This is a genomic window from Clostridium sp. SHJSY1, from assembly GCF_031626875.1.
GTDB lineage: Bacteria > Bacillota > Clostridia > Clostridiales > Clostridiaceae > Clostridium.
Genome location: NZ_JANDMF010000007.1, coordinates 125,130 through 141,618, shown reverse-complemented (window position 1 = coordinate 141,618; position 16,489 = coordinate 125,130). Strand labels below are relative to the sequence as shown.

The 16,489-nt window shown below is 28.4% G+C and carries 12 protein-coding genes; 4 read left to right on the top strand and 8 right to left on the bottom strand.

Going from position 1 to position 16,489, the window contains the following annotated elements; genetic code table 11:
• Positions 1–382: 382 nt before the first annotated feature.
• The gene (locus tag NNC19_RS06310; protein WP_310937778.1) at positions 383–769 is read left to right on the top strand and encodes a DUF2508 family protein; all 387 of its coding nucleotides are present in this window, start codon (positions 383–385) and stop codon (positions 767–769) included.
• Between the two features lie 85 nt (positions 770–854).
• Here the strand turns inward: NNC19_RS06310 and NNC19_RS06305 are convergent, their stop codons facing one another.
• The 4 genes from NNC19_RS06305 to NNC19_RS06290 form a co-directional block, all read right to left on the bottom strand.
• Positions 855–2,921, bottom strand: a complete 2,067-nt coding sequence (locus tag NNC19_RS06305) for a methyl-accepting chemotaxis protein (protein WP_310937777.1) — start codon at positions 2,919–2,921, stop codon at positions 855–857.
• Between the two features lie 327 nt (positions 2,922–3,248).
• Positions 3,249–6,257 (bottom strand): cellulase family glycosylhydrolase, encoded by a 3,009-nt coding sequence (locus tag NNC19_RS06300; RefSeq protein WP_310937776.1) that lies wholly within the window; start codon positions 6,255–6,257, stop codon positions 3,249–3,251.
• A 346-nt stretch (positions 6,258–6,603) separates the two neighbouring features.
• Positions 6,604–7,359: an EFR1 family ferrodoxin gene (locus NNC19_RS06295; protein WP_310937775.1), complete on the bottom strand. Its 756-nt coding sequence runs from the start codon at positions 7,357–7,359 to the stop codon at positions 6,604–6,606.
• A 53-nt stretch (positions 7,360–7,412) separates the two neighbouring features.
• Positions 7,413–8,045, bottom strand: coding sequence for a GNAT family N-acetyltransferase (locus NNC19_RS06290; RefSeq protein WP_310937774.1), 633 nt, complete (start codon positions 8,043–8,045; stop codon positions 7,413–7,415).
• A gap of 161 nt (positions 8,046–8,206) precedes the next feature.
• On the opposite strand from NNC19_RS06290, the gene NNC19_RS06285 reads away from it, so the two are divergent.
• Complete coding sequence (locus NNC19_RS06285; protein WP_310937773.1) at positions 8,207–8,761, top strand: TetR-like C-terminal domain-containing protein; 555 nt, start codon at positions 8,207–8,209, stop codon at positions 8,759–8,761.
• Positions 8,762–9,162: 401 nt separating this feature from the next.
• Complete coding sequence (locus tag NNC19_RS06280; RefSeq protein ID WP_310937772.1) at positions 9,163–11,295, top strand: glycoside hydrolase family 9 protein; 2,133 nt, start codon at positions 9,163–9,165, stop codon at positions 11,293–11,295.
• 92 nt (positions 11,296–11,387) lie between these two features.
• Here NNC19_RS06280 and NNC19_RS06275 read toward each other — a convergent pair whose 3' ends face one another.
• From NNC19_RS06275 to cplR, 3 genes are all read right to left on the bottom strand, one after another.
• Positions 11,388–12,254, bottom strand: coding sequence for a hypothetical protein (locus NNC19_RS06275; RefSeq protein ID WP_310937771.1), 867 nt, complete (start codon positions 12,252–12,254; stop codon positions 11,388–11,390).
• A 195-nt stretch (positions 12,255–12,449) separates the two neighbouring features.
• Positions 12,450–12,947 carry a GNAT family N-acetyltransferase gene (locus NNC19_RS06270; RefSeq protein ID WP_310937770.1) on the bottom strand — a complete coding sequence of 166 codons (498 nt, stop codon included), beginning with the start codon at positions 12,945–12,947 and terminating at the stop codon, positions 12,450–12,452.
• 143 nt (positions 12,948–13,090) lie between these two features.
• Positions 13,091–14,746 (bottom strand): ABC-F type ribosomal protection protein CplR, encoded by a 1,656-nt coding sequence (cplR, locus tag NNC19_RS06265; RefSeq protein WP_310937769.1) that lies wholly within the window; start codon positions 14,744–14,746, stop codon positions 13,091–13,093.
• A 341-nt stretch (positions 14,747–15,087) separates the two neighbouring features.
• Here cplR and NNC19_RS06260 point away from each other — a divergent pair, with 341 nt between their 5' ends.
• Positions 15,088–15,378, top strand: coding sequence for an Lrp/AsnC ligand binding domain-containing protein (locus NNC19_RS06260; protein WP_310937780.1), 291 nt, complete (start codon positions 15,088–15,090; stop codon positions 15,376–15,378).
• A gap of 82 nt (positions 15,379–15,460) precedes the next feature.
• Here NNC19_RS06260 and NNC19_RS06255 read toward each other — a convergent pair whose 3' ends face one another.
• Entirely contained in the window at positions 15,461–16,444 is a 984-nt protein-coding gene (locus NNC19_RS06255; RefSeq protein WP_310937768.1) for a linear amide C-N hydrolase, read from the bottom strand.
• Positions 16,445–16,489: the final 45 nt, after the last annotated feature.

Below are 16,489 nucleotides of genomic sequence, written 5' to 3'. Positions count from 1 at the left end.
ATATATAAAATGGTGTGTAAAATTCAAAAAGGGAGCTATCGCTAACGGATTTTAATCCGCTAATGCGACAGCCCCTTATTTAATTACTTTTATTTGTGTAAGCTATTTACTAATGCTAATTATAACATTAATTCCAAAACGGTACATTTTTCAAAACAGACAACCTTTATTAATTTATATATATCAAAAGTCCTAAGAAAATCAGGACCTTTGTCGCAATCTTAAAGGACCTAAGTCACAAAATTAAATGTTTTAAGGAATTTTGTATTTAGATAATATATAATTCCTATAGATACTTTAAACAGTTTAATTTTAAGAATAAAAAACATTGTATATAAACACTTTAATGTATTAATATGTAAATAAATGAGGGGTAATATTTATGGAAGATAACAGTATGGAAACCTTTAAATTAACAACAAAATTCTATGCTAAACTTAAAATTGGGCATTATATGTTTATAAAAATTATAAAAATCTCTTTACTTAATATGAGAACGAAATGGATGAATGCCATCACAACTGAAGTGGTGGAAGTTAAAAATGTAGATTATAAATTGATTTCTGAAATAGAAAATTCAATTATAGAAATAGAAACAGCAAGAAATATTTTTGAAAATGTAGATGAAGGAAGGCTAGTTGAATCTGCAATATATCTAGAGGTAGCAGCATTAAAAAGACTAGATTATCTAATTTCCATAGCTAAGGGAAATCGCATTACAGTAAGTAGTGAATATATAGCTCGTAAATATTTAGAATTCCTTAAATAAATACACTCCCACTTAAAACTAAAACATTTCAAGTGGGAGCTTCTATAAAACTGTTTTATATTTAACTTTAAAATATTTTTTTAGACTAAACTTTAAATTTTCCTATTAATAATCTTAATTCCTCTGCAATTGTAGCTAAATTCTCTCCTGAATTAGCAACTTCTGATATTGTTGCTGCTTGTTCCTCCATAGCTGCAGATACTTGCTCTGTTCCAGCTGCATTCTCTTCAGAGATTGCAGATAGATTTTGTGTTAATTCAAGAATTTTATTCTTATTTTCTGACATTAATTTTGCTGAATTATTAAGCTTATTAATTATGGTCTTTATAACATCTATAGCTTCTGCAATTCCTTCAAATTTTCCTTCGGTTGCTTCTACACTCACAGTTTGTTCATCAACAATCTCTTTTGTTTGTTGCATCAAATCAACTGCATTTTGAGATTTTGTCTTTAACTCAATTATTATAGTTTTAATATCATTTGTGAAGTTATTAGATTGTTCTGCAAGTTTTCTTATTTCTTCAGCAACAACTGCAAAACCTTTACCTCCTTCCCCTACTCTTGCAGCTTCTATTGCTGCATTTAAAGCTAAAAGATTAGTTTGGTCTGCAATGCTTTGAATCATAATGCTAGCATTTTCAATTTTTTCAGCACTCTTATTACTACTCATAATAATCTGATAAGCATTGTTTGCAGCATCACTATTTTTCTTAGCCTTCTCAATAAGTTCTTTTAAAATTAAGAACCCTTCTTCTTTTTCTTTTTCAATTTGAACTGATGCAATATTAAGTTCTTTCATATAATCTAAATCCTGTTCTAATAAATTGCTCAGCTCTTCTACATTATTGGCTGCTATTTCAGTATCTTTGGCTTGTTCACTTGCTCCTCTTGCAATTTCCTCAATAGTCTTAGCAACTTCATTTGATGCACTAGCCGCTTGTTGAGAAGTAGCAGTCAATTCTTCAGAGGATGAACTAACATGTTCAGTTGCCTTAGCAGTTTTTTTGATAAACTCTGCCACATTATCTCTCATAATTCTAAGAGATCTGGCCATATCTCCAGTTTCATCCTTTCTATTTAAATATTGTGCTTCATCGAATTCTTCATCTGCTGAAAATTCCAAATTAGAAAACTCTTCTATTTTCTTTGTAATTGCTAAAATAGGTTTTGTTATACTTCCTGAAATGAAATTAAACAAAATAATTGTTAATAATAGTATTGTTAATGTAGAAATCATTACTATGTTTATTATTTTTTTGGCACCAGACATTAACTCACTTTCTGACATAAATGATGCTAATATCCAATCAGTTCCCTCAACTTTATATGGACTAACTATATATTTTTTACCATCAATAAGAACATTAAATGATTTTAAATCCTCATCCAAAAGCTTGTCCAATCCTTCAATACCAACTTCATTAACTTTTTTGAAATTGTTTTCAGCATTTTTTCCATCTGCCATTATTGCACCTGTTTTATGTATAATCATTGAATACCCAGTTTCACCAATCTTCATTTTACTTAACATATCGCTAATATTAGATTGTTGTACATCAACTGCAATTACTCCTAAAAAGTTCCCATTTTTATCAGTGATTGAACGAACATTGCTTGTAAACATCATGGACTCATAAAGATATGGATCTGTTCTAGTAATTTTCCCATTTCCATTCATCCCCTCAACATACCAAGGTCTTTTTGTAGGATCATATTCTGGTGTTATACTAGATTCTGGCCATTGTATATATCCTCCATTTTTAGTTCCTAGATATACATAAACTGTACCTTTATGACTATTTGCATATTGTTCAAATATTTTGTATATTTCTTGTTCAATTCCTCCATTTGTTGAAGGATGCATTTGTGTAGCTTGAGTTAGATTTTTGTAGTTTTTAATGCTATCATCAACCTTCATTACTGAAGGATTTGTTGCTAGCATATCAATATTTTTATCTATTTGATCATAGAAAATATTAATTGCTTGAGAAACAGTATTCATTTGTTCTTTGGAATTATTAAAATAATCAGAATAAGCTTTTTTATTTACTTCATAAATTACAATTCCACTAATACTTCCTAGAGTTATTAAAAGAACTAGAATTGAAGATATTAAAATTTTTCCTTTTATACCATTAAATTTTTTATTCATAATATAAATAATCCTCTCCCACTTAAAATTTATTTTTTAGTATCTTCATTCTATGATGTAAACATTAAAACATCAATGTTGAATTAATGGAAGAGAAAAATCAACAAATTCTCTCTATATCCACCTAAAAATATTTATTCCAATGACTTCTATCCCATCATTATTTAAGCTTTTTTCCCTAAGAAATTATACTACTAGTTCCCCATAATAAAAATAAAAAAGATGACTCCTGAAACATACAGAAATCATCTTTAAAAAGTTGTATGTTCTCTTCTTTATAGATTTCTACTCCAAAGAGAACATTTTCTATTTTTTATTTAATTCTAACTACATTGCCTTTTTTAATAATATAAGATCTTTTAAGTTAATTATTCCATCACCATTTAAATCTGCATTAGTTTTATTTATTGCTATTGTATCATTTACTAGATATTTACTCATTAATTCATAATCATGAGTATCGATCATTCCATTACCATCCACATCTCCTAATAAAGGTATACCTGAACTTTTTACAGTTAAATTTGTTGTAAATGATTTTGTAGATTCTCCTACTGTTACTATTGTTGTAATGGTTGCATTTCCAACTCCAGTTGCAGTTACTTTTCCATCTTGAGATACTTTAGCAACTTTTTCATCACTACTCTTATAACTAGTAACAACAGTTGTAAGTCCTGTATCAACTACTTTTTGTAATTCTTCTGAAAGTTTTACAGAAAGAGCTAATGAATTTTTAGATGCTACATCAGTATATAATGTTTTGTTTGCTTCATTGATAGTTGAATCATTTACTTTTTTCTCCAAGTCTCCTACAAATATCTTTGAAACTTTTGCTACTGATAAATCAGCTCCTTGATCACCTATATATATAGTTTGAATTCCTGGTAATACAGTTCCATAACTATCGTAATCTTTAAGAGCATTCTTATATGCTGTAACCATATCTTTTAGTGTAAAATAAGCTGTGTTTGTAGTTCCTTTTGATTTTGTTACAGCTGGATTTAATGTTACCCAGTTTGTACCAGTCAAATTTCCTGATAAAATTAATTGTGGTGACTTCTCACTTGTATAATCTACTGCTATAGCTAATTTATTTGAAAAATCAGCATCAGTAAAATCTAATCCATAAGATAATGATAATGCTTGTCCCCATCCTTTTGAGGTTGCTGCACCATTAAATAATACACTTGGATCATAATTTGAATTATCCTTTGGATTGTTCCATCCATCTAACATTGCTTGTACGATTTCTGGATATACAAACTTAAGAGTTTTCCTGTTGAATAAGCCCATTGAATCTGTTGTATTTGCTGCAAAAGCATTATTGTCCCACCAACAGCATGGTATTTGATAACTACTAGCTACTTGTAAATAATATTTTGCAAAGTTAGTTCTATCTTGTAAATTATTTTTATCTGTAGCTGCAAATTCACCTAAAACTACAGGAATTCCTTTTTGTTTAAATGTTTTATCTAGTAATCTGAAAGTCTTATCTATAAATGCCTTATCAGTATCACCAAATGTAGTTTGTGAACCTGCCGCAGTATTCATTGCAAAGTTATATGGAATATAAGCATGAATAGATACTGCTACATGGCTATCTTGTGGCACTTTCATAGCTGAAACTTTAGCATAATCTGATGAAGCTGCATAACCTGGAATCATTACAAGTCTCTTTTCATTATTTCCACCAGTTGCACGTATAACAGGAAGAATACTTGCATTGTAATCATTTATTACATTATATGACTCAGTTGTTCCAGTCCAATCATCTCCAACTCTTGGTTCATTTATTGTTTCAAATATTAATTTGTCGCTATAATCTTTAAAGTGTTCTGCTATTTGATTCCATATAGTAGTTCCTTCTTTTATAACTTTATCTTTATTTGCATTGTTCATTTCACCTTGGATTGCATTATGATGAATATTAAGAATTGCATACATATTATTAGCAAGTGCATAATTTACAACTGTTTCAACACGAGACATATATTCTGGATCAATAGTGTAATTGTCATCTGTATAATGTTCATCCCATCTTACTGGAATACGAAGAGTGTTAAAACCTGCATTTTTAATTTCATCTATCATTTTTCTAGTTGTTTTAGGGTTCCCCCAACCAGTTTCTCCTCCAGTTGATTCTAAAGTGTTTCCTAAGTTCCAACCAACCTTCATATCTTTTACTAAATCCATAGCAGAAATATCACGCATTTCTGTTGGATGCTTATAATCAGCAGGAAATTCTGGTTCTGCTGGCACTGCTTTAATATAAGTATAATCTGACAATGTAATATCAGCAGTTAAACTAGTTATCTTCTTTAAGTAGTTAACTTTTTCTGTTGCATCTTTTGGTAAATAATCATTTAATAAAACTTGAGTAGTATTTCCTGTAAGTCCCCAAGATACTGCTGTTGCTTCATAGTTTTCTGAATAATCTTTATTTAGATTAATTACAAGATCATCATATCCATCTGCTTTAACAGTAACTGTCCCAATGTGGAACTTTAATTCACTTGAATCTCCTGCTGCAAGATTTCCATCTGAAATATTTATTCCAAAGTTTGCAGTACTATTTGCTTTTGCTAATGCATCATTAGAATTAGTTCCACTATAATTTAATGTATCCTGATATAATAAACCTTTGCTGTCTCCTAAATTCATCCAAGCCCAGTCATCAGTGTTTTGTGCAAAAGCTCCTGTATAAACCTTTGTAGATTCACCTTTTTGAGTATAAATTTTATTGCCAGTTTTTGGTGTTGTTGCTTTTTTAGAATAACTATATTCAGATAAGGTAATATTTGCTGAAACATTAGTAATCTTAGTTAAATATTTTGCTTTTTCAGCTGAATCTTTTGGCAAATAATCATTTAATAAAACCTTAGTACTATTTCCATCGATTCCCCAAGATACTGCTGTCGCTGTATAGTTTTCTGAATAATCTTTGTTAAGATTAATTACAAGATCATCATATCCATCTGCCTTAACTGTTACAGTGCCTATATGGAATTTTAACGAACTAGAATCTCCATCTGCAAGATTTCCATCAGAAATATTTATTCCAAAGTTTGCAGTGCTATTTGATTTTCCTAATACATCATTAGTATTTTTAGCATTAAGATTTGTAACATCCTGATATACTAATCCAATAGAATCTCCTATGCTCATCCAGTTCCAGTCATCAGTATTTTGTGCAAAGGCTCCTGCATAAATTTTTGTTGTTTCTCCTTTTGTTGTATTTGTGGCAGCATGTACTTTCAATGAAGTATTACTAATACAACATGTGAGTAACATAGCTAAAAACGTAAACCATGCTGTTATTCGTTTTTTCTTTCTCATTATGAATCATCCCTTTCATTTATTTGTAAGACTTTTACCAAGATATATGCATAAATATGTCTATATGTTTTGCTTATTGTAATATAAACATAAATTGCATGCTAATATACCAAATTACTTTACCATATGATTACTTTACTGTGAACTTTTTCATCGTAAAAACTCCTTATTATTACTTAATTTGCATCTAGTTATATTTAAGGGATATTTTGCTTGATTTTCTTGTTTTTTTAACAAAAAATAAGATTCCACATTTTTATGCAAAATCTTATTTTGTGTAATTATTATACATATATAAATTTAAATTTCACTACATAAAGATAGTAATCTACTTACTTATAACCAATTACATCTCAACTTTAGGACACAAATATCTTCCTCGTTTTTCTGTTTTTCCTTTAACTTCAATGGCTCGTTTGGGACAGTGCTGAATACATGCCATGCAATGAATACAGTTATCACTAAAATTAGGTACACCAGCTTTTAAAGTTATGTTATTTACAGGGCAAACTTTAGCACACTTGCCACAAGATACACAATTATCTGTAATATAAAACTTACGTGAATTTACAAAAAGTGAGTAAAAGCATGTATTTATAAGACTAGAAGAAAGTGTAGGCATTACAGTAAAGTCATTTTTTTCTAACTTTTCTCCTGATCGTATCCTCTTTCCTATTTCATAAAACTTAGGTTCAGCCATCTCTATTACTTTATCTATAGTTTTTCTATCTTTTATATCAGACATTATTAAATAATTATCTGGCATAACAACTCCCCTGAACCCCATATAATTTATTCCTTTTTTTATACATATTTTTCTACAATACTCATTTGCATTTCCAGTATTTTTTCCCATAGTTGCAACAAAGTATATATTTTTATTCCCATTAAATTCTGCTTCTTTCAAAAACTTCTCAATAACATGAGGTAATCTCCAAGCATAAATAGGTGAAACAATTACAAAGGGTTTCTCAGAGTTGAACACCTTTTGTTTATTATTTTTTATCACTTCATTTAATGACACCAATTTATCATCTAAATATTGAGCAATTATATTTGCAGCATATTTACTATTCCCTGTTCCAGTAAAATAAAGAACCATTTTATATCCTCTCCTTTTTTCATAGTATTCTTCATTAGTTTCAAAAAATATTATTATATTGATATATAATAACTCCAATTGCCAATAATAATATCATTAAATCTTATATTTTTATAATTAAATTCTGTAAATCCATTTCCAATGTAGAATTTACAATTAATTTTCGAATTAGTAATCAAAGCTAATTGATTTCCTCCTCTCTTAGAAATATTAGGAATAATGCATTCATTTATCATTTTGCTACCAAGTTTTTGCCCTTGGTAATCTTTATTAACAGCTAAAGATTCAAGGTACCACGCTTGTCCCTTTTCTTTTTTACATGCTTTTTCAGCATCAGCTAAAAAATTTAAAAAACGTAATATGTTAATAGGATTGCTTTTTTTTAATAACTTAACTCCTCCTGAAAGAATATAATCAAAAATACCAACTTCTTTTATAGATGGATCTTTTAAAATAGCTGCTGAAACTATATTCTTATCTAAAACTCCAACTAAACAATTATATTTTCTCATCCAAGTTTTCAATGAAACCATAAATAGACTTTGTAAAAAATTGAAGTAACTTTTTTCATTTTTAAAACTTTTACCTATAGTAAGCTTAAAAAAATTATATTCTTTAAATGATTCTGCATATAAATTGCTTACATTCCCTAAATCTTCTTCCTTCATATTACGATAACTAATCATTTTGACCTTCTCCTATCTTTGTAATTTTATTACTGAACATGTGTTGACTAATGAATATGTGTAAATTATACTTTGATGTATAAATCAATACAATCGGGAATTATTCATATTTTGTACATTAATGAACACATATCTAATATTTGTATTGTTTTGGAGGTAGTATGAAAGATAGAAGATTTTTAAAAACAGAACATGTCATTAGAAAAGTATTTTTAGATCTTTTGAAAGAAAAAAATCTAAATCAAATAACTGTATCTGAAATTTCAAGAACTGCTAACTTAGGAAGAGGAACTTTTTATCTACATTATAAAGATGTTTATGATTTATATTCATGTATTGAAGATGAGTTGTATAGTGAACTAGAAAAATTATTTGATAAAGCATCTCCTTGCAATAATATAACTAATCTTATGACTTTAACAGATAATATTATGGACTACATATCAATGAATAGTGAGACTTTTCAAATCTTTTTTAGTCATGAAGACAATGTAAAAACTCTTTCAAAACTGAAAAAAATTTTTAATGATAAAATTTTACAAGAAACCGAAAAATTTTTTGGAGATAAGTACAATACAACTGAATATGACATCATAGAAGCTAATTTTATAGTTTCAGGAGTTGTAGGTGTGTTAAAAGAATGGTTAATTAACGGTATGAAAATACCAAAAGAAAATGTTTCTGTTATTCTTCAGAAAATATTGACAAAATTCTAAAATTTTTAAACCAAATAAGATTTCGTATAAATTACACGAAATCTTATTTTTTATTATTTGAATGTTTTTTATCTGATACAATTGCTAAACACATACCTCCAAAAGCTATAATAAGTCCACTACAAAAATATAGTAAGATAATACTTTTACATTTCTTTATCATATTTACAACGATAGTAAACACCATATCCAATAACAAATAGATATGCAGTAACCATCTTACTCCTTAATAGTAAAAATATATTTTAAGCTAGAATTAGTACAAGAAGCGACAGAATTATTTTCAAAAATTTACACTTAAACTATAATTATAGAGATTTGACATATTTATATGTTTACTAAGATAATCTTTTATTTACTATAAATCAGTAAATAAAATAAACAAACATGGAGGTATTATTATGAAAAAGCTGTGTACTATTTTAGCTAGCGCATGTGTTTTAGCTACTATAATTCCAAGTAAAGTATCAGCAGCCGAAAATTACAACTATGGTGAGGCATTACAGAAAGCTATTATGTTTTATGAATTCCAAAGGTCAGGTGATCTTCCTGAAAACAGTAGAAATAACTGGCGTGGAGATTCTGGAATGAATGATGGTAAAGACAGTGGTCTCGATCTTACTGGTGGTTGGTATGATGCTGGTGATCATGTAAAGTTCAATTTGCCTATGGCCTATACTGTTTCTATGTTATCATGGAGTGTTTATGAAAGTCATGATGCATATGAAAAAAGTGGACAGCTCCCTTATATATTGGACAATATTAAGTGGGCTACAGATTACTTAATAAAATGTCATCCAAGTCCAAATGTTTACTATTATCAAGTTGGTAATAGTGCTTTAGATCATTCTTGGTGGGGATCTGCAGAAGTTATGCCAATGGAAAGACCTTCATATAAGGTAGATTTAGAGCATCCTGGTTCAGCTGTTTCAGGAGAAGCTGCTGCTGCATTGGCTTCAGCTTCAATTATATTTAAAGATACAGATCCTGCTTATTCAGAAACTTGTCTAAAACATGCAAAAGAATTGTTTAACTTCGCAGATACTACAAGAAGTGATTCTGGTTATACTGCTGCAGCTGGATGCTATCAATCTTGGAGTGGTTTTTATGATGAATTAACTTGGGCATCTATATGGTTAAATCTTGCCACAGATGACTCTACATATCTTGATAAAGCTGAGTCATATGTTCCAAACTGGGGAACAGAAATTGGAAACCAAACTCCCAAATATACATGGGCACAAAATTGGGATAATGTTATATTTGGTTCATATTTGATGCTCGCAAAGCTAACAGATAAACCATTTTATAAGGAATGTATTGAAAGAAACTTAGATTGGTGGACAACAGGTGTTAATGGTCAAAAAGTAGCTTATACGCCTAAAGGTTTAGCTTATATGGATATTTGGGGTTCACTTAGATATTCAACAACTCAAGCTTTTCTTGCAAGTATTTATGCTGACTGGTCTGGCTGTGATCCTACAAAATCAGCAACTTATCAAAACTTTGCTAAGAGTCAAATTGATTATGCTCTTGGAAGCAGTGGACGAAGCTTTGTAGTTGGTTTTGGCGAAAATTCACCAAAACATCCTCATCATAGAACTGCTCATGGAACATGGATGGGATATTTAACAGCAAATATTCCTGATTATAGTCGACATACCCTTTATGGTGCCTTAGTTGGAGGTCCAGATAATACAGATAAGTATACAGATGATATAAACAACTATCAAAATAATGAAGTCGCTTGTGACTATAATGCTGGTTTTATTGGAGTTCTAGGAAAAATGTATGATAAGTTTGGTGGTACAACTATTCCTGATTTTAAAGCTATAGAAACTCCAGAAGATGAATTTGTAACTAATGCTAGAACTAATGGAACTGGAGGAAATATGTCACAAATAGTCCTTTCAATCCGCAATGAAACTAGTTGGCCAGCAAGATCTAGTGATAAATTATCAGCTAAATATTTTATGGACCTTTCACAAGAGATCAAAGCTGGTGCAAAACCAAGTGATTTTAAGATAAGCTGTAGTGAAAAAGGGGTTAATCTTTCAGGACTTTTACCTTGGGATGTTGATAAAAACATATACTATATAAATGTTGATTTAACAGGAACTAATCTTTCTCCAACAAGTAACAATGATTATAAAAAAGATATTTATATGATGATTACTGCACCTCAAGGAATAACAATAAGTAATTCAGATGACTATTCTTTCCAAGGTATTTCAGGTAGTACAGGTCAAGATGGAGTTAAGACTAAATACATTCCTATCTATGAAAATGGAGTGAAAGTATTTGGAGAAGAACCTAAAAAACAGATTACGCCTACTATTAAAAAAGGTGATATAAATAATGATGGAGTTATAAACATTTTAGATTTAGTAATGCTTAGTAATTATATTAATGGAGATGAAGAATTAACTGGAGATTCATATAATGCAGCAGATGTAAACTCAAGTGGTGATGTATCTTTAGTAGATTTATTATTACTAAAAAAATATATTACTGGATCAATTAACCACTTCTAATCAACAATATAATAATTGGGTTTTTTACTAAAAAAGAAGGGACTACTTAAACTATAGTTTCCCTTCTTTAATTGCTTATTTCAGACTTTAATTTATACTATAATCATTATTATAAAGAAAATAATAAAATAGATTCCAAATAACAACTTATATATTTTTGCTTCAAATTCTTTATCCCTACCAGGAATATAAAACTTCTCTTTTGATACACCTCTTGACAATTTTATTGCGAAAATTATTTCTGTAACAACAAAAGTTAAAAGTGGTCCTACTATTGCTAGCATAGGAATAAAAAATTTAGGAAAAATCTCATCACTAAAAGCTACAGCTATAGCACCTACTCCCAAATTTACTAGAACAGCTACAACAAATTTTTTTAAATGCTCATATACCCTTTCCCAGCTATGGTCAGTATATTTTGCAGTTTTAATAAAGTTAAAAATTGATTTATCTTTATAAATATTAGTAATATTTCTCTCATCTATTTTATCCTTTAAATTTTTGACCATTTCCCCTATATCTTCTAAAACCACAGTAAGCCTTATCTTACCATTATTATGTATAATTTTTACCCATCCACCTGTATATTTTACTGATGCAAATTTTATAGACGTTATACTTTCATAAGGAATTCTTATTTCTCCCTTTGCATTGTTATATATAATTCCTTCTTCAGTCAATATTACATATATTTTTTTAAATCGCCTATACATTATCAAATAAATAAGCAAAAATTCTATTCCTATAATAATTACAAGAACTATACCTACAAAGAAAAATATTACACCTGCCCCTATAGTATCTCTTAAATTAACTGTTAATGTCATTTCTAATGCAATAATAAAATAAGGTACTATAATCATTGAAGCTACCAGCAAAAAGAACTTACTAGGTTTTCGCAAATGTTCCCTATAAACATACTTATTTTCCAAAATTCTACCGCCTTTCATTTGAGTCATTTTTAAATATTTATTTTATATTTAATTCTACTATTTCTTACAAATTCCTTCTTTTATATGAATAAGGGAAAAATATATTTCTTAAATTAAGGATTAATGTAACTTCTTTTATAAAACTATGTAAATACTTCTTCTCCCAACTCACAGGCTAGTGTTTTAAAAGGAATTTTAAGATATTTTATATACTTATGAAAGTTACTCTATTTCAAATGATAAAACCATATCATACCAATTAACTCCACCATGAACTGATTTTGATAAACCTTTATTTACATATCCAAACTTCTCATAGTAGTGAATTAATTTTTTCTTGCAGGTAAGAATAATCCCTTTTCTTTTTGATATTTTTGATATATTTATGATATGATTCATAAGCTTTGCTGCTATGCCTTGATTTCTATACTCAGGGAGAACATCTAATCCAAAAATTGTTTGATAATTACCTGCTTGTACATGTAAAGAAGAGTCTTCATATAATTCATCTAATATAGTGGTCTCATTAGTAACACATCCATTAATAAACCCAATTATTTCATTATCCTTTTCTGCTACAAAAAAGCTTTCTTGAAAAGTATTTATACGTTTCTTAAATGATTCCCTTGTAGCTGCTTCTGCCTCTGGAAAGCATATTCTTTCAATTTCAGTTACTCTATCTAAATCTTCTATTTTTATTTGTCTAATTGTGATATTCATTCTTTGTATCCTTCTTCCTATAATTGTTTCTAACAATTTTTAACTTAAATCCAATATAGTCTATTATAATTGTAAGTCCCCTATATCTCAAGTTTCCTTAAATTAAGATATAGGGGACAATTTACTTTAAGTTTCAGCCAAGGTTACTTAATTATAAATCTTAACTCTTTTAATTTTGCTAAAATGCTATTATATTCATTATCATATTCTTGTTTTTTATCTAGATTAGTTTCTACACAAAGCATAGATATAATATTACTTAACTTATTTTCTAGAACAAAAATTTCATCATTAACTTTTTGTTCTTCTTTATTAGTTTTAACCTTATTTTTTTCTTCTTGAAATTCACTATAATTTCCACTGAATGTCTCTACATCTTTATTTTTAATTTCTAGTATATAATCATATATTTTTTCTATGAACACTCTATCATGGGAAACTATAATCATTGTTTTATCAGTACTTAATAATGCACTTTCAAGAGCTTTAATTGAAGTAATATCTAAGTAGTTAGTCGGCTCATCTAGAATTAATAAATTATTATCTTCTAAAATAATCTTACATAAAGATACCTTTACTTTTTCTCCACCACTTAATACCTCTACCTTTTTATAAACATCTTCACCACTAAATCCAAATAAATTCAAGTTAATTCTTATAAAAGTTTCATCAAATGAAGATGTATTTTTTATATTATCTAATATGCTTTTCTCACTATCTAGTGTATCTTGGTTTTGGGCAAAGTATCCTACTTTAACTTTAGGATTTATTCTTATTGCTCTATTATCTGCCTTTAGAATCTCTTTTATTAATGTAGTTTTTCCACTTCCATTTTCACCTAATAAAGCTATCTTTTTATTTCTTTTAACTTTAAATGATGCATTGTCTAACAGTATATTTTCTTCTATAGAAAGGTTTAAATTATTTACCTCTATTAAATTTTTACTTTCTACCTCCATATAATCTTGTATATAAATTTTAATTTCACTTATATTTTTAGGTTTTTCTTTAACTTCTAATTTATCTATTCTAGTTTGAATAGCCTTAGCACTATTATCAACCTTTTTCTCACCTTTTTGGTTGCCTAATTTATGAAGTCTAGCTTCTGAATTTCCCATTCTTTTAGGTGCTTTTCTCATTCCATCTCTTAAACTAGTTTGTTGATTCTTTGCTAACTGAAGTCTTCTTTTCTCTGATATATACTGATCATACTCAAATTTTTGTCTCTCTTTTGCCTCCTCTTTCAATTTTAAATATGTCTCATAATTTCCTTTATATACTTTCATTTTTCCATCTTCAATTTCAACTATGGTATCACATAAATCATCTAAAAATCTTCTATCATGAGAAACTAATAAAATTGCTCCATTATGCTGTTTTAGCATTTCTTCTAATACTTCTATACTATGCTGGTCTAAATTTGAAGTTGGCTCATCTGCTATTATTAATTCCTTTTTTTCTTTTAAAGCATTTGCTATCTTTAACTTAACTTTTTCTCCCCCAGATAAATACTCTTGAAATTTATCTGGAGCATTTAAAATACTTTTTGCTTTGCTTTCTTCACAGAAATACTCTGTATCTTCACTTTGACTTATATAAGTATAGCTATCAGTTAAAAATATATTACCTTCCTCTATATCAGTTTCACCTATTAAAGCTTTTAAAAATGTTGTTTTTCCAGCTCCATTGCCTCCAACTAAACCCACTCTTTGATTATCTGAAATTTCAAACTTATCTATATCTAATATTAATCTATCTGAATAGTATTTTTTTAATTTATTCACACTTACTAATAACAAAAAATCCCTCCTTTATACTTAAATATAAGGAGAGATTATGATTAATTGGACAACAAAAAAGCATAAAATCATTGTAATAATTTACTCTCCCTAAATTTAAGCATTATAATAAAACCTATCTATAGGTTCTAAAAATCTTATACCACTTGTAATTTAAAAAAGTAAATTATTGAAACATTCTTCTACCCGTGCCCTTTCTTTATTCTTAATATAGTCAATTACATATATTGTAATTGTCAATTATTTTACTCTAATGAATATTAAATGTCAACAAACTTAAATTTATTATATTGATACAATGGTAAAAACTTTAAGCAAGAAATAAATTATAATACCCTGAAATAAATATTTTTATTGCAAAATATAAAAGGTTATCTATACAATGCATTATTCAGATTGACATTAAAAATAGTCAATTTGAAAAGTTTAAAAATTTTATTTATAATCATCCTCGTGTAATCTTTTGTTATAGAGTAGCTGGACATTCTTGCTTACTTGCAAAACTTAGTGTTGAATCTATCTCAGAAATAGAAGAATTTGTAGATTCTATTTCAGCTTTAGAATCTACTACATATACTCACATTATTTTTTCAGAAGTTCCCATAAATAAAAGTGTGGAGAAATTTTTTTAATATAGTAAAATGACAATATCTTAATAGATAATCCTTATTAAGATATTGTCATTTTATATTCTTTCATGAAAAAACTATTATTCTAAAATTTATCTGTATAATCAACATACCATTCTGATTGCTTTATTGGAATTTCTTTTTGAATCAAGGAATCTAAATCAAGTTCATTAATATGAATTCCATATAATGTACTGTTAAATGCAGTAGAAAAATAATAACTGATATTTGTATGATCACGAATAACTATCCATTGTGTCCAATCAAAGCCTGATTTATTTGCAAGCATAACAGTTCCACAAGGTTCAGCTAGTGTTTGTAAAATCTGTCTTGCTAATCCAATACTTTCTTTAGGGTTACTTGCTTTAAATTCCCCTTTTCTTAAGAGTTCTGCACGAACAAATCTTGAAGGTGAAGTTGAATCACCAGGACTTCCAAATTGCCCAGTGCCATATAGTTGAAAATTGGGGCAAGATTCTGGAATGTTATAAAGACTTAGATTTTTATAATTACATAGATTAGTTATATGCCAATCTAATGGTGGGTCATTAGTTAAAACTCCCATTCTGTTTATATAAGTTTTGATTTTTCCATTCATAAATTCAACAATTAGATGATCTCCTGCAGAATCACTTATTATAATATGAATTGGAATTTTTATTGGCTTGACTGGATCTATTATTTTAACTTTTGAAAGTGCACTTTCTGCTTCTTCAACATCCTTAAAGTTCCCCAAAATATAACTTATAACATTGTGAACACTTAAAATATTGTACATTAATATTGGAGTTTTATATTTAGTTGCTTCAAGCCATAAAGCAGCCGCTGAAAGGCCTGTCTCATTTAATCCATCTGAATAACCAGATTGTTTTAAATATTGGTGCAAAGTACCAACAAAAGCATATTTGTTCTTCCATTTTATTTCTCCCTTAAGAGGAAGTTTAGGGAATGACTGCTGACGTGGTACAAAGGAAATCACTGTTGGGATTTCTATAGTAAAATCCATTGTACGTGCTGATATTAATGATTCTTCTTTTGTTCTTCTTTTTATAGATATATTTGTACACATATTTTCAAACCATATTTAACCTTAAAAATATATTTTATTTCTATA